At 35.2% G+C, this 21,180-nt stretch carries 21 protein-coding genes; 10 read left to right on the top strand and 11 right to left on the bottom strand.

Annotated features, from left to right (window positions below; genetic code table 11):
* The first annotated feature begins 37 nt into the window (after positions 1–37).
* Both Dongsha4_RS10055 and Dongsha4_RS10050 read left to right on the top strand, forming a co-directional pair.
* Positions 38–661, top strand: a complete 624-nt coding sequence (locus Dongsha4_RS10055; protein WP_330202272.1) for a TIGR04282 family arsenosugar biosynthesis glycosyltransferase — start codon at positions 38–40, stop codon at positions 659–661.
* A complete protein-coding gene (locus tag Dongsha4_RS10050) occupies positions 658–1,023 on the top strand; it encodes a DUF2237 family protein (protein WP_190362159.1) in 366 nt (121 codons plus the stop codon). Before Dongsha4_RS10055 ends, Dongsha4_RS10050 begins: the two co-directional genes overlap by 4 nt.
* Here the strand turns inward: Dongsha4_RS10050 and Dongsha4_RS10045 are convergent.
* The 5 genes from Dongsha4_RS10045 to argB all read right to left on the bottom strand — a co-directional run bounded on the left by Dongsha4_RS10045 (position 1,013) and on the right by argB (position 5,533).
* Complete coding sequence (locus Dongsha4_RS10045) at positions 1,013–1,594, bottom strand: alpha/beta hydrolase (protein ID WP_330202271.1); 582 nt, start codon at positions 1,592–1,594, stop codon at positions 1,013–1,015. The genes Dongsha4_RS10050 and Dongsha4_RS10045 overlap by 11 nt on opposite strands.
* A gap of 750 nt (positions 1,595–2,344) precedes the next feature.
* Positions 2,345–3,508, bottom strand: a complete 1,164-nt coding sequence (locus Dongsha4_RS10040; RefSeq protein WP_330202270.1) for a GuaB3 family IMP dehydrogenase-related protein — start codon at positions 3,506–3,508, stop codon at positions 2,345–2,347.
* 104 nt (positions 3,509–3,612) lie between these two features.
* Positions 3,613–4,089 carry a hypothetical protein gene (locus Dongsha4_RS10035; RefSeq protein ID WP_330202269.1) on the bottom strand — a complete coding sequence of 159 codons (477 nt, stop codon included), beginning with the start codon at positions 4,087–4,089 and terminating at the stop codon, positions 3,613–3,615.
* Between the two features lie 31 nt (positions 4,090–4,120).
* Complete coding sequence (locus Dongsha4_RS10030; RefSeq protein WP_330202268.1) at positions 4,121–4,549, bottom strand: thiol-disulfide oxidoreductase DCC family protein; 429 nt, start codon at positions 4,547–4,549, stop codon at positions 4,121–4,123.
* A gap of 96 nt (positions 4,550–4,645) precedes the next feature.
* Positions 4,646–5,533, bottom strand: a complete 888-nt coding sequence (gene argB, locus Dongsha4_RS10025; RefSeq protein WP_330202267.1) for an acetylglutamate kinase — start codon at positions 5,531–5,533, stop codon at positions 4,646–4,648.
* A 289-nt stretch (positions 5,534–5,822) separates the two neighbouring features.
* On the opposite strand from argB, the gene Dongsha4_RS10020 reads away from it, so the two are divergent.
* Together Dongsha4_RS10020 and Dongsha4_RS10015 are read left to right on the top strand one after the other, a co-directional pair.
* A complete protein-coding gene (locus tag Dongsha4_RS10020; RefSeq protein WP_330202266.1) occupies positions 5,823–7,028 on the top strand; it encodes a glycosyltransferase in 1,206 nt (401 codons plus the stop codon).
* Positions 7,029–7,034: 6 nt separating this feature from the next.
* A complete protein-coding gene (locus Dongsha4_RS10015) occupies positions 7,035–8,048 on the top strand; it encodes a thiamine phosphate synthase (RefSeq protein WP_330202265.1) in 1,014 nt (337 codons plus the stop codon).
* Between the two features lie 65 nt (positions 8,049–8,113).
* Here Dongsha4_RS10015 and Dongsha4_RS10010 read toward each other — a convergent pair whose 3' ends face one another.
* On the bottom strand, positions 8,114–8,944 hold the full coding sequence (locus Dongsha4_RS10010) for a M48 family metallopeptidase (RefSeq protein WP_330202264.1): 831 nt from the start codon (positions 8,942–8,944) through the stop codon (positions 8,114–8,116).
* Positions 8,945–9,487: 543 nt separating this feature from the next.
* Between Dongsha4_RS10010 and Dongsha4_RS10005 the strand changes: the two genes are divergently transcribed.
* Positions 9,488–10,090 (top strand): superoxide dismutase, encoded by a 603-nt coding sequence (locus Dongsha4_RS10005; protein ID WP_330202263.1) that lies wholly within the window; start codon positions 9,488–9,490, stop codon positions 10,088–10,090.
* A 98-nt stretch (positions 10,091–10,188) separates the two neighbouring features.
* Here Dongsha4_RS10005 and Dongsha4_RS10000 read toward each other — a convergent pair whose 3' ends face one another.
* On the bottom strand, positions 10,189–10,500 hold the full coding sequence (locus Dongsha4_RS10000) for a hypothetical protein (protein WP_330202262.1): 312 nt from the start codon (positions 10,498–10,500) through the stop codon (positions 10,189–10,191).
* Between the two features lie 411 nt (positions 10,501–10,911).
* On the opposite strand from Dongsha4_RS10000, the gene grxC reads away from it, so the two are divergent.
* Positions 10,912–11,172 (top strand): glutaredoxin 3, encoded by a 261-nt coding sequence (gene grxC, locus Dongsha4_RS09995; RefSeq protein WP_330202261.1) that lies wholly within the window; start codon positions 10,912–10,914, stop codon positions 11,170–11,172.
* Position 11,173: 1 nt separating this feature from the next.
* A complete protein-coding gene (gshB, locus tag Dongsha4_RS09990; protein WP_330202260.1) occupies positions 11,174–12,139 on the top strand; it encodes a glutathione synthase in 966 nt (321 codons plus the stop codon).
* A gap of 138 nt (positions 12,140–12,277) precedes the next feature.
* Here the strand turns inward: gshB and Dongsha4_RS09985 are convergent, their stop codons facing one another.
* The 3 genes from Dongsha4_RS09985 to Dongsha4_RS09975 all read right to left on the bottom strand — a co-directional run bounded on the left by Dongsha4_RS09985 (position 12,278) and on the right by Dongsha4_RS09975 (position 15,812).
* Positions 12,278–13,798, bottom strand: a complete 1,521-nt coding sequence (locus Dongsha4_RS09985) for a serine/threonine-protein kinase (RefSeq protein WP_330202259.1) — start codon at positions 13,796–13,798, stop codon at positions 12,278–12,280.
* Positions 13,799–13,925: 127 nt separating this feature from the next.
* A complete protein-coding gene (locus Dongsha4_RS09980; protein ID WP_330202258.1) occupies positions 13,926–14,981 on the bottom strand; it encodes an AI-2E family transporter in 1,056 nt (351 codons plus the stop codon).
* 120 nt (positions 14,982–15,101) lie between these two features.
* Complete coding sequence (locus Dongsha4_RS09975; RefSeq protein WP_330202257.1) at positions 15,102–15,812, bottom strand: TerC family protein; 711 nt, start codon at positions 15,810–15,812, stop codon at positions 15,102–15,104.
* A gap of 124 nt (positions 15,813–15,936) precedes the next feature.
* Between Dongsha4_RS09975 and Dongsha4_RS09970 the strand changes: the two genes are divergently transcribed.
* From Dongsha4_RS09970 to Dongsha4_RS09960, 3 genes are all read left to right on the top strand, one after another.
* Positions 15,937–16,338, top strand: a complete 402-nt coding sequence (locus Dongsha4_RS09970; RefSeq protein WP_330202256.1) for a pre-16S rRNA-processing nuclease YqgF — start codon at positions 15,937–15,939, stop codon at positions 16,336–16,338.
* A 250-nt stretch (positions 16,339–16,588) separates the two neighbouring features.
* Positions 16,589–18,121, top strand: a complete 1,533-nt coding sequence (gene radA / locus Dongsha4_RS09965; RefSeq protein ID WP_330202255.1) for a DNA repair protein RadA — start codon at positions 16,589–16,591, stop codon at positions 18,119–18,121.
* A gap of 391 nt (positions 18,122–18,512) precedes the next feature.
* Positions 18,513–19,064 (top strand): phosphatase PAP2 family protein, encoded by a 552-nt coding sequence (locus Dongsha4_RS09960; protein ID WP_330202254.1) that lies wholly within the window; start codon positions 18,513–18,515, stop codon positions 19,062–19,064.
* A 367-nt stretch (positions 19,065–19,431) separates the two neighbouring features.
* Here the strand turns inward: Dongsha4_RS09960 and argS are convergent, their stop codons facing one another.
* Positions 19,432–21,180, bottom strand: coding sequence for an arginine--tRNA ligase (gene argS, locus Dongsha4_RS09955; protein WP_330202253.1), 1,749 nt, complete (start codon positions 21,178–21,180; stop codon positions 19,432–19,434).

The raw sequence follows: 21,180 nt of genomic DNA, 5'->3' as shown, positions 1-21,180 counted from the left end.
TAAGAGACAAAATTTTGTGTAAAAAATTAGTTGATTAATGAAAAAAAATCTAATTATCTTCACTCGTTATCCAGAAATAGGTAAAACAAAAACCAGATTAATTCCAGCAATTGGGGCAGAAAAAGCCTGTTTTTTCCATAAGTTAATGACAGAAATGACGATGAAAAAAGCTGAAAAATTAAAAGAAAAAGTTGATGTAGATGTTAGTATTTATTTTGCTGGTGGGGATCAAACTTTGATGAAAGCATGGTTAGGAAGTAATTATAATTATCATCATCAAAATGGAGATGATTTAGGACAGAAAATGTATTCTGCTTTTGCTAACAGTTTCAACAATAATTTCTCTCATGTGGTTTTAATTGGAACTGATTGTGTTGATTTGGATGAAAACATTTTAAATAATGCTTTTAATCAACTTGATTTTTATGATTTAGTTATTGGAAAAGCAGAGGATGGTGGTTATTATTTAATTGCTTTAAAACAGCTAAAAAAAGAATTATTTACTAATATCAAATGGGGTTCTAATTCTGTTTTTGAAACTACAGTTGGGACTGCATCGAACTTAAAATGTAGCATATATGAACTACCCACTTTAAAAGACATCGATCGCCCCGAAGACTTACAATATTTAGAGAGTAAGATTATTAGTGAGGAAAAATGACTAACTCCAGAAACGTCTATGGAAAACCTTTAAAAACTTGTTGCACATCACCGATGACAGGATTTTATCGTAGTGGTTGTTGCGACACAGGATTGGAAGATAGAGGTTTGCATACCGTGTGTGCACAGGTAACAGAAGAATTTTTGCTTTATAGCAAGAAACAAGGTAATGATTTAATTACCCCCGTGCCGATGTTTAATTTTCCCGGTTTAAAAGCAGGGGATAAATGGTGTTTGTGTGTTAGTCGTTGGGTAGAAGCCTTAAAAGCAGGATTTGCACCCCCGATTATCCTTGAGGCTACCCATGAAAAAACCCTTGAGTTTGTTCCATTGGAAATATTACAGGAATACTCTATAGATTAACAGGAATTATTTTTAAAACATCTTCTACCTGACGGTAAAATTCCACAAGGCGATCGCCGTTCAGGTGTACTTCATTAGTAGGATAATTATTTAATACCTCTATAATACTAATATCATTATTTTTTAGGGCAGAAGTAACTAAAGCTCCCCTCAAAGATTCTCGACTGGCTTTTTTACTAGGGGTAGTAATCACCTCACCAAATAAATCTAAAATAAAACCACCCACAGGATTATTGAGCATTTTAGAAAGAGTTACCCCATTAACCGAAATCGGTTTACATAAAACATTATTGATGCGATCGGAACTTTGATTCGATAAACGGATATAATAACTTAAAGTAGTAGAAATTTCCCCAGTATCACAGAAAACCGTCATATCGGAAACAGGGAGAGATTCTTGCCACATCCCATATTTAAGGATAACTTTTTCTGAGGCATTTACAGGGAAAACAAGCCCTAACATGGCAGAAGAAAAAGCAACAACCCCCAAACAACGACGGAAAAGCAGTTGCATTGAAGATAATCCATATTTGCTATTAGTGCGAGATGTTTTGATATATTTTATGTCCATTCTTATAGTATTTCCCTTTCAACCTCAAAATATTATCTTAAACTGAGGTTAAATAACTTTCATTAATTAACTATATTCATCAGACGCACAAGTTAAGCAAAAGTTCAATTTTCATCACCTAAGTTCGATATAAGATTGTCCGTTAAGGTGGGCAAGAGGAAAAACCCCTCTGTGTCTCCCCTTAAAAGAAACCCCGGTTTATTCCCTCTCTCAAGCAGGGTTTTTTCATTCTAAAATTTTCTGGTTAAGGCAGGGAATACCTGAGTTCGGAGTTCGGAGTTCGGAGTTCGGAGTTCGGAGTTAAAAGTAATAATTATTGACAAAAAAGCTGAATAAATTGATTTTAAATGAGTTTTTCCTAAATTTAATAATTTTTTATTCCAAAATTGGCTCGATGATAACTCGAGGGCGCTTTATTTTTCGATACTTTTTTCATCGAACTCAGTTGGGGAATAGGCACTCTTGCAATAGTTTTTAATGGTTTATGGTTATAAATTGATAATCTAAACATTTTTAACTACTTCTTAATCCTCAAAGCTCTAAAACGCTATATTCTTTTACTGGCAATAGTTTTAGGGTTTTTGTATTTCTACTTTGAAACAGCCCTGCTCTCTCAAGAGGGCAGGGCAAAAATGTTTAATTAACTTCTCCCTAACACCCCAACCCAACACTCTAATCTCCTAATCCCCTGATACCTGACACTTTTACTTACACCACCAAAAATTTTATATTGAACTCAGGTTAATTCAATTATTTACCCATACCTAATTGTTGGGCTTTTTGATAAACCTTACCCTCTGTTAACAAAGAAGGTGCGATTACCACTTCAACTTCCTGCATTTCTTTAATATTTTTAGCCCCTAAAGTACCCATACTGGTTTGTAATGCACCTAAAAGATTATGAGTACCATCATCTAATTTTGCAGGACCTCTAAGGATTTCTTTAATTGTACCCGTAGTACCAACATTAATTCTAGTACCACGAGGGAGAACAGGGCTAGGAGTTGCCATACCCCAGTGGAAACCACGGCCCGGGGCTTCTTCTGAACGAGCAATGGGTGAACCAATCATTACAGCATCAGCACCACAGGCGATACATTTACAAATATCCCCCCCAGTAATAATGCCACCATCCGCAATAATTGGCACATATTTGCCTGTTTCTTTCTCAAAATCATCCCTAGCGGCGGCACAGTCAGCCACAGCAGTTGCTTGAGGTACACCGACACCAAGTACTCCTCTCGAAGTACAAGCCGCACCAGGGCCAATTCCCACCAAAACACCTGCCGCACCTGCTTTCATCAGATTTAAAGCAACATCATAAGTAACACAGTTACCGAGAATGACGGGCATGGGCATTTCGGCACAAAAACCAGCTAAATCAAGAGGAGTGATAGATTCAGGAGATAAGTGGGCTGTAGAAACTACTGTTGCTTGAATGAAGACTAAATCTGCTCCCGCTTCTGCAACTACTTTTCCGTATTGACTAGCACCGGCAGGGGTGAAGCTAACGGCGGCAATACCTTTTTGTTTTTTAATTTCAATAACTCTTTGTTTGATTAATTCGGGTTTAATCGGCTCACTATATAATTCTTGCATTAAGCCCACAAATTCTGATTTGCCAACAGAGGCAATGCGATCGAGAATAGGGTTAGGATCTTCATAACGGGTTTGAATCCCCTCTAAATTTAGTACTCCTAAAGCTCCTAATTCGGAGAGTAATACTGCCATTCTCACATCTACCACGCCATCCATCGCACTGGCAATAATAGGAATTTCTCTTTCAATACCTCCTAAATTAACACGGGTGTCTGCTAAACTAGGGTCGAGGGTTCTATTTCCAGGTGCTAATGCAATTTCGTCTATACCATACGCTCTACGAGCGGATTTGCCACGTCCTATAATAATACTCACTTTATTCTTTCTACTATAAGTTATTAGTTTAGATTATCAAATTTTGAACTATCGTGGCAATTTGAGCAATACTTTTTCTATGTAATTCTTAATAGCAGAGTTGATCAAGTTATGGCTGATATTATTGATTTATTTATAGTTAATTCCGCCCCAGACAATATTATACAAGGGTAAACTGCTTGACCCCAAAGAGGATGAAATAAACCACATTCTTTTGTTTTCACCTTAAATGATGGCAAATATCTTTTGACTAATTGCTGAGTGATAAATATTTCTTTTCCTTTGCTTGAATAGAGAGGAAAACCTGTTTTTGGACAAATTACTTCCGATAATATTTTTTGATTTTGACTATGATAATAAAACTTTTTTCCTAACGTATAAAATTCTAAAAGCAGTCTTTCTTTTTCTAGTTCTTCATATTTTAAATTACTACCATTTAAGACATATTGACAACGAAAAAATAAGAAAATAATTGTTTTAGGTACTTCTTTCCAATCTGGTAATAGTTTTTCTTGATTAAGAATAATATAATCATTTATATTAATAGTTTTTACAAAAATTTCTGGGCTTTTACTATTCATTAATATAATAAATAAGGGGAAATATTAATTATTAATTAAGCAAACAATCCGAGTTATTTTTGCAACTTAAATTATAGGAAGAATAATAAGTTTTTTCCCTACCACCAAACCACTGATAACGATTATCTCTAATTTTTAGATAGCTTTTATCTCCTATGGATTTAAGATTAGGGATAGAACGATAAGCGTTAATAAATAATTGACCATTCGGTAATAATTCTATAATTTTTTCTGCGGCTTCGCTTCCTTGCCATATTAAACTGTTATCTTCCATATTTTTCAATATCATCCCCTGTTCACAGTCTTGGGGAGTAATATTTAAGGTTTTTAAAATTGCGCTATTTTGCATGGGAATATATCTGAATAATTTACCGCGATCGAATCTTTCTAATAATTTAGTAAAATTGACACATAAATTACAGTTTCCGTCATAAACAACTATATAATTAACTGAACTCATTTTCTAACTAATACTTATGTTAATAAAACATTTTATCAGAGATAATTAGTAATTACTAACTGCTAATTTTTTATCCTTAAAAACTACTAAGTAAAATTAAGGTACAATCATTGAACCGATACCATCATCCGTGAAAATTTCTAATAGTAACGCATGGGGAATACGTCCATCAATAATATGAGCCGCCTTTATTCCCTGAGCGAGCGATCGCACACAACAGTTTACTTTTGGTATCATACCGCCACTGACAATACCATCATCAATTAAATCACGAGCTTCTTGAATCGTTAATTTATAAAGAAGAGTGGAGTGATCATGGTAATCTTTAAGAATACCGGGAGTATCGGTCAACAAAATCAATTTTTCCGCTCCCAACGCCGCCGCTATTTCTCCCGCAAAAGTATCCGCATTAATATTGTGGGCTTGTCCTTCATTATCCGCCGCAACACTAGAAATAATCGGCACATATCCACTTTTAACAAGGGCATCTACCAAACTAATATCGACATTAGTAACCTCTCCCACAAAACCAACATTTTCTTGATCTACTGATCTTGCTTTAACTAAATTACCATCTTTTCCACAGATTCCAACAGCACTTCCTCCTGCCCGATTAATCATAGACACTAACTCCTTATTCACCCTACCCACCAAAACCATTTCCACAACATCCATAGTAGGAGCATCCGTAACCCTCAAACCATCTTTAAATTGAGGCTCTATATTTAATTTTGTTAACCATGTATTGATTTCTGGACCACCACCATGTACCACTACTGGGTTAACCCCCACAGAAGCGAGAAAAACAATATCTCGAATCACATATTCCTTGAGAGTACCATCTTTCATCGCCGCACCACCATATTTCACAACAATAGTACGTCCTGAAAATTTTTGAATATAGGGTAAGGCTTCGCTTAAAATTCTGACTCTGGTTGCTTCTTGTTCTCGATAATATTCACTCTCAACGATTTTTTTGGACATAGCAATGATTATTTTTACTTTTATGTATTTGTAATTACTTATTGAATAGATTGTAAGGGAATCTTGTCAAAAGAAAGTTTGTCACGAACTGTTATAGTTTAAAATTATTTAAGCTATTAGAGAAAAATTAGTGAGAAAATTGGAGCGTTAGGGTATTGGGGTATTAGGGGTTAGGAGTTAGGAGTTATCAATTATCAATTATCAACTATTTACCTTTGCCCTTTGCCCCTTGCCCTTTCATTCACTAATTTAAGTTTGATTCTTTATATTTATTTTGAGCAAGGAAAAAATGGTACACAATAGTATTTCTTTGGCAATGATCGTCAAAAATGAGGCTCATAACCTTCCTAGATGCTTAGATAGCGTTAAAGATATTGTCGGGGAAATGATTATTGTTGATACTGGTTCAACCGATAATACCAAAGGGATAGGGATTAGCTATGGAGCAAAAGTTTATGATTATCAGTGGAATGATGATTTTGCCCAAGCAAGAAATTTTGGTTTACAGTATGTTTCAGGAGATTGGGTTTTAGTTTTAGATGCAGATGAGGTTTTTAACCCGAAAATTATTTCTCAGATAACCCCTTTAATGGAAAAAGATGACTGTTTAGTTATTAATCTTATTCGCCATGAAATTGGTACGGTTTCTTCTCCTTATTCTTCTCTTTCTCGTTTTTTCCGTCGTCACCCTCAGATTAGTTTTTCTCGTCCTTATCACGCCTTGATTGATGATTCTGTCATTGCTTTACAAGAAAAAGAGAAACAATGGAAAATATTTGATTCTAATGAAGTTGCGATCGCACATTATGGTTATCAACCAGAAGTGATTGCCCAACAAGAGAAAGCCCAAAAGGCTCGTAAAGCCATGGAAAGTTATTTGGCAGAAAATCCCCATGATGCTTATGTTTGCAGTAAATTGGGTGCTTTGTACGTTTCTTTAGGAGAGGTCAAAAAAGGTCTAAAACTGTTGAAAACAGGCTTAAAATCGAATCTAGCTACTGCTACGACACTATTTGAACTGCACTACCATCTAGCTAATGCTTATGTGAAAGAAGGACAAATTTCCTTAGCAGTTAAACATTATCAAAAAGCGATCGCATCTCCTATCTTAGGTAAATTAAAACTAGGGGCTTATCATAACTTTGGTAGTCTTTGTTATCAAAGGGGGCAGTATCAACAAGCCCTCAACCTTTATCGACAATGTATCATCATTGAACCTCACTACGCCCTTGCTTACTACAACTTAGGCTTAACTCACCGAGCGATGGGTAATATTTCCTTAGCCATGGAAACTTACCGCCAATCAATAAAATTAAATCCCGAATATCCTTGGGCATATCAAAATTTAGGGGTTTTATTACTTCAACAAGGATATATGGAAGAAAGTGCGGAGGTTTTTCAAAAAGCATACAATTTGCATAAACAACAAAATCGCTCTGTTGCTGAAAATTTGAAAGAAGAATTGAAATTGGTAGGATTAAATTTAAACGATTAAGTAGAAATGAAGCACAAACAAGCTATTTACCGTATTTTAGATGCTAACTTAGATCGAGCTAGAGAAGGATTAAGAATCATTGAGGAATGGTGTCGTTTTGGCTTGAATAATCAAACAATGGCAGAATCTTGTAAACAAATGCGTCAAGAATTATCTCAATGGCATAGCCCAGAAATTCGAGCCGCTAGGGATACCATTAATGATGTCGGTACAACTTTAACCCATCCCAAGGAAGAAAAGAGAGAAAATTTAGATAGTGTATTATTGGCTAACTTATGTCGTGTTCAAGAAGCCTTAAGGGTTTTGGAAGAATATAGTAAATTGATTAACGGCAAATTCGCCCTTACGATGAAACAAATGCGCTATCAGGTTTACACTTTAGAAAGTCAACTCATGAATAAAAACAACCATCAGTTATTATCGCAATCTTCTCTATATTTAGTTACTTCCCCCGTAGAAAATTTATATGAAGTGGTAGAATCTGCCCTACAGGGGGGCTTAAAATTAGTTCAATATCGTCATAAAGATGAAACTGACGTTGTGAGATATGAACAAGCTAGTAAATTAAAACAACTGTGTAATCAGTATAATGCTTTATTTTTAGTAAATGACCGCATCGACTTAGCTTTAGCAGTAAACGCCGATGGTGTACATTTAGGACAAACAGATTTACCTATTTCCGTAGCCCGTCAATTATTAGGTAAAGATAAAATTATTGGCAAATCAACAACTAACCCCGAAGAAATGAAAAATGCGATCGCAGATCAAGTAGATTATATTGGGGTAGGGCCTGTTTATGAAACCCCAACCAAAGCAGGAAAAAAAGCCGCAGGTTTAGAATATGTGCGTTATGCCCAAGAAAATGCCTCTATTCCTTGGTTTGCCATTGGTGGCATCGATGAAACAAATATTGAAGACGTTGTGAAGGCAGGGGCGACAAATGTTGCCGTAGTTAGGGCGATTATGGTTGCCCATAACCCTAAAGAAGTAACACAAAATCTCTTGAAGAAACTTTCTTAAACCTGACACCTGAAACCTGATACCTAAAACCTACCCAAATCAAATATTCTTAATATTAACTGAAGTTAGAGTAAAGAGCGAATTTGATAGCGGTAGGCTTGTTCGTCTAAACCATCTCCTTGATAACCTCTCGAAGCTGGAATTTTTTGTTCAAGTGCGATCGCACGATCTCCAGAAGCGGGGTGGGTACTAAGTAAAGTAGGAGTTCTTCCCCCCGTTTTTGCTAACTTACGCATAAAATCAACCATCGCTTGAGGTGCATAACCTGCCGCTTTCAACATTTCCAACCCCAAAGTATCCGCCTCATATTCGTCTTGACGAGAATAAGGTAAATCAACAGCTAATGCGACCCCTAACTGTACTACCTGAGTGCGATCTAAACCTGCTACACTTAATAAACCCTGAGTTAGTGCTTGTTGTTGCATTTGTTTTTGAGAGTGACGAGCAACAACATGACCAATTTCATGGGCAATTACACTGGCCAACTCTGCTTCATTATTTGCGGTGGTAATTAAACCTGTATGCAAATAAATATAGCCCCCCATAGTAGCAAAAGCATTAACTTGAGGATTATCAACTATTTCAAAACGATAAGGTATATTTGGCCTGCCACTGACGGCCACTAACCTGCGTCCAATTTGATTAACGTAAGCAGATAAATTTTCATCTCTGTACAACTTAACTTTGCCTTGAGATAATAGTTGTTGGCGAATTTGACCACCAATTTCTCTCTCTTGTTGATCACTGATATTATTGATCTGAATAAGCTGAATACCCCTAAAAATTAACTCCTGCCAAGGGATAGCATTACTAGGTTGCACATCAGTGATAATTAAACTAGAAGCAACAAAGACAGATGTGAATAGATAAACTAACTTTCGATAATATTTAAACACGGCAATAATCAATATAATTAAACGACAATAAATGCTTTATTTTGAGAGTTAATTAACCTGAGTTCAGGATAAATTTTCATCTATAGAGTGATGGCGAAAAGGTCAAAGGGCAAGGGGTAAGGGGCAAAGGTAAATAGTTGATAATTAATAACTTCTAACTCTTAACACAATACCCCCAACTTGTTTCTCCCTAACACCCCAATACCTTAACACCTACAACCTGAAACCTGATGCCTGAAACCTACTCTTCTTCGATATTTTATTAGACGAACTTTCCTTCAATAAGTTTCCCCATAATTTTTCAGATCAAAATTAACCATTAAAATCAAAATTCAATTTATAAACAACGCAGAGGTAACAAGGCAGGGCTGTTTCAAAGAAGAAAATCAATTAACATAAGTTTTCTGTCAATTATTTATGATATTTCCTCTCTTCCCTTAAAAGGAGCGATAAAAAACTATATCCCCCAACCACCGATGAGCATTGTGAGAGAAAAATCATTTAGGTAGGATCAATGCTGTAACCGATAAAGATAAATAAATTATGGCATATCAATTACCAAATCTCCCCTATGAATACAATGCTTTAGAACCTTATATTTCTAAAAGTACCTTAGAATTCCACCATGATAAACACCATGCCGCCTATGTGAATAAATTTAATGAGGCCGTTGCTGGTACAGAATTAGACAACCAACCCATAGAAACTATTATCAAAAACCTTGCCGAAGACGCTTCCAAACAAGGAATATTTAATAATGCCGCCCAAGCATGGAATCATAGTTTTTATTGGCAATGTATGAAACCCAATGGTGGAGGTAATCCCACTGGTGCTTTAGCAGATAAAATCAACGCAGATTTTGGTTCTTTTGAGAAATTTACAGAAGCCTTTAAAAATGCTGGTGCTACTCAATTCGGTAGTGGTTGGGCGTGGTTAGTGTTAGATGGAGACACTCTAAAAGTTACAAAAACACCAAATGCTGATAATCCTTTTACTAAAAATCAAATTCCTCTTTTAACGATGGATGTTTGGGAACACGCTTACTATTTAGATTATCAAAATCGCCGTCCTGACTACATCAATGATTTTCTGGAAAAATTAGTTAATTGGGATTTCGTTGCACAAAATTTTTCTAAGGCAAGTTAGTTGGGTTTAAGGTTTGGAGTTAGGAGTAACATTATTAATTATTAACTATTCACCTTTACCCTTTGCCCCACCTTAACATCTGACTAAACCTATAATAATTAATCTAACTCAAAATTAGCGATGATAATAGCAGTAAAAGCGAAAGCTAAAACAAGAGGCATAGGGCAGTTTAAAAGATAACTGAAAACTCCTCCTGTAAGACTAATGGCAACACTAATTGACAACCATATTTTTTCCTCTGGAGAAAAACCTTTTTCTGCCTTAATTTCCATTAATGTTTCTTTGGGAATGGGTAAAGGCATTACACTGTGAGGGGGGAAAGCCCAATAATCACGACACTCTAAAAACCAGTCTGTCCAACCATTATGATCACACCACTCTTGAATCCAATCATCACAAAAATGCTTCATTATCCCTGAAATTTATCTTTTCTACAAATTATTTCACCTTATCAAATCTTTTTTTTTAGAGATCATTTTCTTTATCAAATTTAATATTAAAAGTTATAAGCATATTTACTTATTAAGTCTTTCTAACGGATTTAATTAAATGTTAGGCGTTGTTGATTGTAGATATAATTTCTCATTCAGGTGGGGAATAGTGATAATATTTTGATGTCTCGATTTTTGGCATAATTTCAGTACATTTAATACTTATGATTAAGCGCCGCCAAATGTTGAAAAAATCAAACCATCAAACCCGAAACCGACAAGACTCATGCAATGTGCCCTTAACCGATATTCTTACTGAGTAACTGAGATTAATGAGAGCAATATACTTTACAATACTTAATGTTGACCATTAATCAAAATTGAGTAATCATGAGTGCAAAAGTAGAAATTTATACTTGGAGTAGTTGTCCTTTTTGTATCCGTGCAAAGGCGTTACTAAGAGAAAAACAGATAGAATTTACCGAATATTGTATTGATGGAGATAACGCCGCTAGAATGGCAATGACGGAAAGAGCCAATGGGCGTAGTAGCTTACCTCAAATTTTCATTGATGATCAACATATTGGCGGTTGTGATGATATTTATGCCCTCGATCGCGCTGGAAAGTTAGACCAAATTTTGTATAGTTAAAATGAAAAAGTTTCTTTTTATTATAGATCCGATCGCACGATTAGATCCTACCCATGATAGTAGTGTGGCAATGATGGAATCTGCCCAAGTTTTAGGGCATGAGGTTTATATTACTACCATTGATAAATTAAGCGTTGTTGATGGTAAAGCCTATGGGCATATTTCCCCTGTCACCTTAAAACCTGTTCAATTAATTGAAGGAAAGTGGATTGCTGAAAAAGAATGGTATCAAGTAGGAGAGACTTTTTTTTCTCCTCTGGAATTTTGTGATGTGGTGTTAATGCGTAAAGATCCACCTGTTACAACTGCTTATCTTTATGCTACTTATATCCTTGATTTAGTTGATTCTCGAAAAACAAAAGTTGTTAATTCTCCTCAAGGAATTCGTGGGGCTAATGAAAAAATGTACGCTCTACAATTTACCGATGTTATTCCTGAAACTATTGTCACTCAAAGTAAGGAAGTAATTGCCGACTTTTTACAAGAAAAACAAGCCTTAATTCTTAAACCCTTGGGTGGCAAAGCAGGAGAGGGTATTTTATTTATGCAAGAAGGCGATCGCAATTTTAACTCTTTAATTGAAATTAGCACCAAACAAGCACAAGAACCAATTATGGTTCAAGAATATTTACCATCAGCAAAAGAAGGGGATAAAAGAATTATTCTCTTAGGAGGTAAACCCATTGGAGCAGTTAATCGTATTCCTACGGGCAAAGAATTTCGAGGTAATATGGCTGTAGGTGGCAGGGTAGCTCAGACAGAAATAACTCCGAGGGAATGGGAAATTTGTGATGCGATCGCACCTACTCTCCTTGATGATGGTTTAATTTTTGTTGGCATAGATGTAATTGGCGGTTATCTTACAGAAATCAATGTTACCAGTCCGACTGGTATTAGGGAAATAGACCGTTTAAATCATGTTAATTTAGGACAAGAAACAATTAAATTTCTTTTGGAAGTTGAATAAGTTATAAGCAGAAGTCGGGAGTCAGGATTTCGGGTTTCGGAAAGAGATTTCAGGTGTGAGGTTGTTGAGGTGTTAGGGAAGCGTGTTAATTAAACACTTTTGCCTCTTGCCTTGTGCTAATTACTAACTAGGTTATGCTTAAAAAATCTTCCACCAAAGACGACTACCATCAGGAAATGTTGTATTTCGATTTACCTTTGCAGATTTTAATTGTTGCTGATTAATTTTGGCATTTTTTAAGTTTGCCCCTGAAAAATTAGCGTTAGTAACATTGGCATTAGTAAAGTCTGCACTACCTAAATTTGCACCAGTAAAATCAACGTTTTCAAGGTTACTCTTAGAAAAATAAGCCTGAAACAAATTGGCATTAATAAAGTTAGCATTAGTTAAATCGGCAGAGTAGAAATTGGCTTGAGATAAGCTACTATCTTTGAAGTTTACTCCTTGTAATTGGGAATAGCGAAAAATACATTTAATTAATTTACTTCCCTGTAGATTGAGGTTTTGCAATTCCTGATCACTAAAGTCTTTTTTGCCGTTATTATGAGCATTAAAAAATCTTTCCTCATTCCATTTTAATAACATTTTCTTGGGGCGGTCGCTTTTTGTTTTGCGTTTTTGGATTGCTTGTCTTAATTGTTGGGCAGGAGACATGGTTTTACTAATATCACCAACAGTAATTTCTGTTTCAGGCAAAGAAGAAATATTTGTTCTGCCACTCGATATAGGAGTGGGAATACTCAACATATTACCTTCAAGGGATTCCGCATCAAGGGCAATAATTACATCATCCACACTTTTGTAACGATCTCTAGTATTAATGGCTAACATTTTTTCCAAAACCCTGACCATTTTATCACTTAAAGAAACTTCTTGTTGCCATAGTAATTCACCATTATCCGAGTCGATGGGAAAGTTTTTTGGAGATTTTCCTGTTAATAGATAAAGGCACGTTGCCCCCAAGGCATATATATCACTAGAGTATATTGGACGCATAGCTAATTGTTCGGGAGGTGCGTAACCCATCGTACCAACAGATAGTTTAGTTAATGCTGTTTGCCCAAAGGTTTTTGCTAATTTAGTATTAACTTCATCTTTTACAGCACCAAAATCAATTAAGATTAATTTTCCATCTTTTTTGCGACGTAAGATGTTTGCAGGTTTAATATCACGATGAATAATTTTTTGAGAATGAATATATTTTAAAACAGGGGTAATTTCTAGGAGGAATCTTCGTAAAGCTAATTCTCCATAAACCCCTTCATATTTTATTTCCCGTTGTAAATTTTGACCATTAACTAATTCTTGAATCAGATAAAATTGTCCTTGATCTTCAAAATAGTCTAATAATTTTGGTATTTGATGATGATTAATCTGACCTAAAATTTTCGCCTCTCTTTCAAACAAATTAATTGCCGTTTTAACCGCTTGGGGGTCATCTGCATTAGGTCGTAATTGTTTTATAACACATAAAGGATTTTCAGTTAAAGTTAAATCCACTCCGATAAAAGTCGCACCAAATCCTCCTTTTCCTAGAACTTTAATGGCACGATAACGATTGTTTAAAATCAGATTTGCACCGCAGGTATAGCATTGTTTTAGTTTTGGATGGTTTTTTGGCTGAGGGCAATTAGGATTTAGACAATAACTAATAATCATGGGTGTATAAAAGTCAATGGGTTTAGCTTCGATCGAGGCTTATAACATTAAAGATAACTTGATTTTCGATAATTGGTTTATGGAGAATCTATGGGGTGATTTGAGAGATTGGCGGAAGGAGTCAAGACTAACTACTAGAATTATCTTTGACTAATTTCGGTTTCAGATAAAGATTTTCTAATACTACCCCCGCCCCTGCTACCCAAGGAGGAACTATTAATGCTCCAATAATACCCAAAACTTGCACTCCACCTAACACTGCTAAAAGCTGATATAAAGGCTCAATTTCTACACTCGAACCCACCAATAAAGGATCTAGTACATAAGTCTCTACATTTTGAATAATAACAAATAAGAGTAGAACCCACCAAAAAGTCAACCCTCCTTGGGCGATCGCAACTATTAAGGCAGGGATAGAGCCAATAACAGGTCCAAAAAAAGGGATAAGGTTAGTAAAACCAGCAATAACCCCTAAACCAAGGGCAAATTCACTGATACCGATAAATTTTAAGCCAATAGTAATGGCAACACCAAGAATAAGAGAGACTAAAATTCTACCCTGAATATATTTTCCCATGCGATCGCTCATTGGTGGGAATTGGGCTTCTAATTTTGCATCCCAAGGAGAAGGAAAAATGCTGACAAAATCTTTAATTAATTTTTTTGAACCAGCTAATAAATAACCTGAAAGAATAATTGATAATAAGATATTGAAAATAGCTCCAACAATGCCTCTAGTAAGCCCTAAAGAACTTAAAATGAGCTTTTGACTCGATCGCACTGCCCAAGATGCCAAAGCCTGTAAATCAAGCCACTGATCAATTAAATTTAAGGCTTGAGGCTCAGTAATACCAAAACGAATAATTAATGACTGAGTTAAATTTGTAATAATGTCTAAATATCCGGGAAGTTTTTGTAATAACCTTTCTATTTGAGCTATGACAGTAGGTCCAATTACTAATCCTCCCCCTGTAATAATTAAGATAATAGATAAATAAGCCAAAATAACTCCTAACCAGCGAGGAATGCGCATTTTCTCCCCGCAATCGACAATAGGAGCAAGAGTAGCCGCTAAAACAACGGAAATCATTAAGATAACCAGTAAACTTCTCAACTGCCACAGCAGAAGAATTAGTAAAACAGTTATCGCCACTAAGGCAATATTACGGAAAGAAATGGACATCAATCCCCTTATATAAATTAAGAATTAAAAATGATGAATGATGAATTAATAATTAGTTTACTCCTCTCCCCCTTTGTCCTTCTTTCCCCTACCCTCACCATAATATTACAACCTATAAATTTAGGATTCAGGAGAATCTTTAACTTCTAAATCATTTTTTTCCGAGAATCCCCAAGTAAACATTCCAATAATAATACCAATCATAAGCCATTCTGGAGGCACTAAAGAAGGATAAGCCACTTTAAGAATAAGACGGAGGCCTACTAAACCAACAGTAATAAATCCTGCATCTTCTAAATGAGTAAATATTTGAATCCAACGGATAAATAAACCTGCTAAGAAACGTAGGGCAATAACTCCAATCGTACCTCCTGCTATAATTAACCAAATTTCATCGGCAACGGCAATGGCAGTGGTGACACTATCTAAGGAAAAAGCTAAATCGGTAAAAGCAATAATCGGTATCGCCTGCCACAGGTTTTTAAAATTCAGTTTAGAGTTTTCATCGTCTTCGCCGTTTTCTTGATCTGAATTGACGAAATAACGAAAAGTTAGCCAGAGTAAGTATAATCCTCCTAACAATTCAAACTGCCAAAATTTAACAATCCAAGCGGCGGTAATAATCAAGGTTATTCTTAAAACATAAGCCATTAATAACCCAACATTTAAGGCGTATCGTTGTTGTTTAGAGTCTTTTAAGCCTTGGGCAATGGAGGCCAAAGCTATGGCATTATCCGCAGACAATACAGCTTCTAAGGCAACCAAAATCACTAAAATAAAAGCAGTATCAATACCGAAATCGATAGAAGGATGTAAAATTTGCTCTAACATTCAGATTTTTTACCTTTTTCCAGATGTTTACTTTTTTATTTATATTTTAACTTTTTGAGGGTAATACTATTTTCTTCTCTAGTTTTGTAAAAAGTCTATTATATTTTTGCGGGGTTTGTCATTTATGATATTTTTAGGTTTTGATCCGGGTAGAGATAAGTGTGGTTTGGCTATAGTAACAATAGATAAGCAAATCCTATGGCATGAGGTGGTAAAAAGTGAAGATGCGATCGCATCTATTGAGAATTTATGGTCTAATTATCAACCAAATAAATTAATTATAGGGAACTTGACCACTTCTAAAGAGTGGAAACAGAAAATAATAGATAAACTAAACTTATCATCTGTTATTGAGTTTGTAGATGAAAAAAACAGCACATTAGAAGCAAGAGAGCTATACTGGCAAATGTATCCTCCAAAAGGTTTAGGAAGATTGATTCCTCAAAGCCTGAAAGTTCCTCCCCGCCCCATTGATGACCTAGTGGCAATACTGTTAGTGCAACGTTATATAAATAAGCTAACCTGAGTTCGGGATAAATTTTCATCGATGAGTGATGAGAAAAGGGCAAGGGGCAAAGGTAAATAGTTGATAATTAATAACTCCTAACACAATACCCCTAACTCCCAACCTTACCCGATATTCTTAAACCAAAATGAGGTAAATTTAAAATCTCTTGAAGATGAAATTTTAGTTAAGAATTAGTAAAAACCCGATAGTAGGAAGAACTTTTTTGGTAGCATTATGGGGTAATTGTTGGCAATAGGGCGAAGGAAATATGGCAAAAACCAGAACTGTTTATATCTGTAACTCTTGCGGTGCAGAATCTTCTCAGTGGTTTGGAAAATGTCCTAGTTGCGATACTTACGGTTCTTTGGAAGAAGTCATCCTTAATGGTAATGGAAACTTTAGTCGAGGTGGTTGGCAGTCGAATGCCCGTCCTCACCAAAAAAATGTTACCCCTGCACAACCGAGAATTTCTGTCAAGTTTTCCGATATAAAAGAAGAAGAGCAGCCTCGCATGAATTCTGGCTATCAAGAACTCGATCGAGTCTTAGGGGGAGGAATCGTTCCGGGTTCTTTAGTGCTAATTGGGGGAGATCCCGGTATTGGCAAATCAACTTTATTGTTACAAACTGCTAATCAATTGGCGATACGTTTTCCTCGCATTCTTTACGTTTCGGCTGAGGAATCAGGACAACAGGTAAAATTAAGGGCTTCTCGTTTAGGGGTAGGGGTGATAGAAGAAGATGAGGAGGAACTTGATCACAATCATAATGGCAATGGACACAAAACCAATCAGATTAATCAAGACTATAGTGAGCCGAATCTCTACGTTTTAGCTGAAACAGATTTAGAAGAAATTTTAAGGGAATTAGAGTCTCTTAAGCCTCAAGTTGCTATTATTGACAGTATTCAAACTCTTCATTTTGCCACTCTCAACTCTGCCCCCGGCTCTGTCTCTCAAGTAAGAGAATGTACTTCTGCCTTAATGCAGGTTGCAAAGAGAGAGGGAATTACTTTATTTATTGTCGGTCATGTAACTAAAGAAGGTGCGATCGCAGGTCCTAGAGTTTTAGAGCATTTAGTGGACACTGTACTATATTTTGAGGGCGATCGCTATGCCTCCCATCGTTTATTAAGATCTGTGAAGAATCGTTTTGGGGCAACCCATGAAATCGGTATTTTTGAGATGGTGGATCATGGTTTAGACGAAGTGTCTAACCCTTCTGAGTTGTTTTTAAGCAGTAGAGATGAATTAGCCCCCGGTACGGCTACAATCGTTTCCTGTGAGGGGACAAGATGTATAGTGGTCGAGTTACAAGCCTTAGTAAGTCCCACCAGTTATACTTCTCCCCGTCGTTCTACCACAGGGGTTGACTATAATCGACTGCAACAGATTTTAGCGGTTTTAGAAAAACGAGTGGGAATTCCCCTCTCAAAATTAGATGCTTATGTTGCATCCGCAGGGGGATTAGGAGTAGAAGAACCGGCCGCCGATTTAGGTATGGCTATTGCCATTGTGGCGAGTTTTCGCGATCGCACCGTTGATCCTCGTACGGTTTTAATTGGGGAAATCGGTTTAGGAGGACAAGTGCGCCTAGTCTCGCAAATGGAGTTAAGGCTTAAAGAAGCGGCTAAACTTGGTTTTAAAAGAGCGATCGTTCCTAAAGGTCAAACTTACCCCAGTGATTTAGGTTTAGAGATTCTCTGTGTCGGAAAAGTCATAGATGCGATCGTTTTAGCAATTCCTAATCAATCTCCCTCCTCTGTGGATATAAATGCAGATTCTATTGTTGAAGATGAATAAGTTATAAAGGACAAAGATAATAGATTTTAGGCATTAAAACGACTATAATTGAAGACTTAACTTGTTATTATTGATGTCCAAAAACACAAGAGAAGTTATTTATAACTAATTGAGTGACCTTGATATAACAACCAATAAGGAGTATTGCGATTAGGAGAAGCCTACCACTTCAGACATCGCCTCCTTGAAACAAAATACATATTTTTTATTAATAAAACAAAATCGATACAGATACTAAACTTAATTAACATTTTTATGTGTTATTTTTTGAAGGTCAAGATAAAATATAAATATGATAAAAAAGTATATTATAAAGCCTAAAAAAGTTCTCAACAATATTAGTAAAAATCAAATTATTATTTGTTCAATAACTATTCTATATTTTGTTATATTGACAACGTTTGTCGTAACAGGAAGGCTGAAAGAATTAGATGAATATTTACTTCAAACCATTCACGAAAACTTACCAAATTGGTTTATTTATATTGCTAGAGCATCTTATTTTCTCGGAGAAGCGGAAGTAGCCGTATTTTTTGTTTTATTTACTTTAGGTGTTTTAGTCTGGAAAAAATACTGGGAAGAAGCTCAAGTAATGGCTTTTTCTTGTCTCTTTATTTTAATTTTAATTGATAAAATTTTTAAACCTTTATTTGCAATTCCTCGACCATTAGATCGTTTAGTTGAAAATGCTTTTGGTAATAGCTATCCTAGCGGTCATGCGGCAGGAAATTTACTGTTATACTTTTTAATTTGTTATTTTATTTCTCAATCCTACCCTAAATTAAAAGTATTTTTATACAGTCTAGCAGTATTTTTATTAATTCTAATGGGGATAAGTAGTGCTTATTTAAGAGTTCATTGGGTTAGTGACATTATTGCTTCTTATGCAGTTGGTTACATTATGTTTATTTTTTCAATTACTATCTTAAAAAGTTCTAAATAATCTAAGTCTAGCATTTTAAATTATGCTAAATTACAAGGCGTTAGTAGAGTGGGCAATGCCCACCTTTTTCTATGATAATTAGAATAATATACAGCTAGAAATCTACTTATTTAACCTGAGTTTTGGATAAGCTGAAAGCATTATTTTCTCCTCTCATCCTCTCTTCTCATCTGGTCATCATCCTAACACCTGCAACCTGAAACCTGACACCTAACCTTATCGGATATTCTTAAACCGAACTGAGGTTATTTAGAATTTAAAAATTAAGTATTCAGGTTTCAAATCAACAAATTTAGAGACAAAAAGCAAAAATATTGATTTTGAACAGGTTAATTCAACTTGCTTATTTTTAAATATTTAACTTTTATTACATTCTTTCTAAAACAGAAATTCCCAATAAAGATAAACCTAATTTAATCGTTTTTGCTGTTAAATCTGCCAAAATTAAACGAGACAATTTAACTTTTTCTTCTGCCTGTAAAATAGGACATTGATCATAAAATTGATTGAATTTTTGACTTAATTCAAATAAATATAAACAAAGACGATTAGGTAACAAATCTTTCTCTACTTCTTTGATGATATAGTCTAACTGTAAAAGATGTTTTGCTAAAACTAATTCTGTTTCCTCTGTGAGAAGAATATCTTGATTTGACTCTAATTTATCTAGGTCAATATTACCCTTTCTACTAATACCTTGCACTCTTACATAAGCATATAAAAGATAAGGTGCAGTGTTGCCTTGTAGTGCTAACATTTTATCGTAACTAAAACGATAATCAGTGGTGCGATTTTGACTTAAATCGGCATATTTTACAGCACTTAATCCTACCACTTGACTAACTTCATTAATAAAATCATCTTCTTCATTTCTCCCCTCGGTTGTTAGTCTATTTTCTAAGTCTTGTTTTGCTCTATTTACCGCTTCTTTTAATAAGTCTTTTAATTTAATAGTTTCACCTGAACGAGTCTTGATTTTTTTACCGTCTTCTGCTAAAACTAAACCAAAAGGTACATGGACTAATTCCACATTATCAGGTACAAAATTAGCTTTTTTTGCTACTTGAAAAACTTGAGCAAAATGATTAGCTTGTCCAGCATCTGTTACATAAATTATTCTTTCTGCTTCATCTTCTTTAATACGATACTTGATTGCCGCTAAATCAGTAGTTGCATAGTTATAGCCACCGTCAGATTTCTGGACAATTAGGGGTAAAGGATTTCCTTCTTTATTCACAAAACCATCGAGAAAAACACATTTTGCTCCTTGATCTTCTGTTAGGATATTAGCAGTCTCTAAATCTTTAATAACATCGGGTAAAAAGGGATTATAAAAAGATTCTCCTCTTTCTGTTAATTTAATATCTAATAGTCGATAAATAATTTCAAATTCCTTACGGGATTGTTCACATAATAACTGCCATGCTTTGATACTTTCTGAATCTTTACTTTGCAGTTTTACTACTTCTTGACGAGCAGTTTCTTGAAATTCTGTATCATTATCAAACTTAATTTTTGCTTGTTTATAAAGAGTAACTAAATCACCTATATCAACTGCATTAGCTGTGGTTAAAACTTCAGGTTTTTCTAAGCGTAAATAGGCAATCAACATTCCAAATTGTGTACCCCAATCTCCTACATGATTAAGTCTTAAAACATCATGTCCTCTAAACTCTAATAAACGAGCTATACTATCTCCAATAATAGTGGATCTTAAATGTCCAACGTGCATTTCTTTGGCAATATTTGGACTAGAAAAATCAACAATTACTTTTTGTTTTTCACTTACCTTTTCTACTCCTAGTCTCTCATCTTTTTGGTTTAATTTTATTTTTTCTGCAACATATTCTGGCTTAATAGTAATATTAATAAAACCGGGTCCTGCAATTTCTAAGGGTAAGCAAAAATCTTGAGTTTGGGCATGATTAACAATATTTTCTGCGATCGCCCTTGGTTTTTGTTGTAAACTTTTAGCTAAAGGTAGGGCAATATTGCATTGATAATCACCAAATTTAGGATTACTAGCCGGTACAACTAATGGGTCAATATTAGCAAATTCTTCTCCAAACGCATTAACTAAAGCGGTAGTAAAAATATTTCTTAATTTCTCTATCAT

The sequence above is a fragment of the Cyanobacterium sp. Dongsha4 genome (assembly GCF_036345015.1).
Classification (GTDB): domain Bacteria; phylum Cyanobacteriota; class Cyanobacteriia; order Cyanobacteriales; family Cyanobacteriaceae; genus PCC-10605.
The sequence above is the reverse complement of the archived record's forward strand: the minus strand, read 5'-3'. Positions and strand labels throughout refer to the sequence as shown.

Coding starts and splice junctions, on each gene's coding strand:
- Dongsha4_RS10045 (WP_330202271.1), bottom strand. CDS start 1,594: ATGGACATAAAATATATCAAAACATCTCGCACTAATAGCAAATATGGA.
- argS (WP_330202253.1), bottom strand. CDS start 21,180: ATGATAGAGAAATTAAGAAATATTTTTACTACCGCTTTAGTTAATGCG.
- Dongsha4_RS10055 (WP_330202272.1), top strand. CDS start 38: ATGAAAAAAAATCTAATTATCTTCACTCGTTATCCAGAAATAGGTAAA.
- Dongsha4_RS10015 (WP_330202265.1), top strand. CDS start 7,035: ATGAAGCACAAACAAGCTATTTACCGTATTTTAGATGCTAACTTAGAT.
- Dongsha4_RS09985 (WP_330202259.1), bottom strand. CDS start 13,798: ATGATTATTAGTTATTGTCTAAATCCTAATTGCCCTCAGCCAAAAAAC.
- Dongsha4_RS09975 (WP_330202257.1), bottom strand. CDS start 15,812: ATGTTAGAGCAAATTTTACATCCTTCTATCGATTTCGGTATTGATACT.
- Dongsha4_RS10050 (WP_190362159.1), top strand. CDS start 658: ATGACTAACTCCAGAAACGTCTATGGAAAACCTTTAAAAACTTGTTGC.
- argB (WP_330202267.1), bottom strand. CDS start 5,533: ATGTCCAAAAAAATCGTTGAGAGTGAATATTATCGAGAACAAGAAGCA.
- gshB (WP_330202260.1), top strand. CDS start 11,174: ATGAAAAAGTTTCTTTTTATTATAGATCCGATCGCACGATTAGATCCT.
- Dongsha4_RS09980 (WP_330202258.1), bottom strand. CDS start 14,981: ATGTCCATTTCTTTCCGTAATATTGCCTTAGTGGCGATAACTGTTTTA.
- Dongsha4_RS10030 (WP_330202268.1), bottom strand. CDS start 4,549: ATGAGTTCAGTTAATTATATAGTTGTTTATGACGGAAACTGTAATTTA.
- grxC (WP_330202261.1), top strand. CDS start 10,912: ATGAGTGCAAAAGTAGAAATTTATACTTGGAGTAGTTGTCCTTTTTGT.
- Dongsha4_RS09970 (WP_330202256.1), top strand. CDS start 15,937: ATGATATTTTTAGGTTTTGATCCGGGTAGAGATAAGTGTGGTTTGGCT.
- radA (WP_330202255.1), top strand. CDS start 16,589: ATGGCAAAAACCAGAACTGTTTATATCTGTAACTCTTGCGGTGCAGAA.
- Dongsha4_RS10035 (WP_330202269.1), bottom strand. CDS start 4,089: ATGAATAGTAAAAGCCCAGAAATTTTTGTAAAAACTATTAATATAAAT.
- Dongsha4_RS10020 (WP_330202266.1), top strand. CDS start 5,823: ATGGTACACAATAGTATTTCTTTGGCAATGATCGTCAAAAATGAGGCT.
- Dongsha4_RS10005 (WP_330202263.1), top strand. CDS start 9,488: ATGGCATATCAATTACCAAATCTCCCCTATGAATACAATGCTTTAGAA.
- Dongsha4_RS10000 (WP_330202262.1), bottom strand. CDS start 10,500: ATGAAGCATTTTTGTGATGATTGGATTCAAGAGTGGTGTGATCATAAT.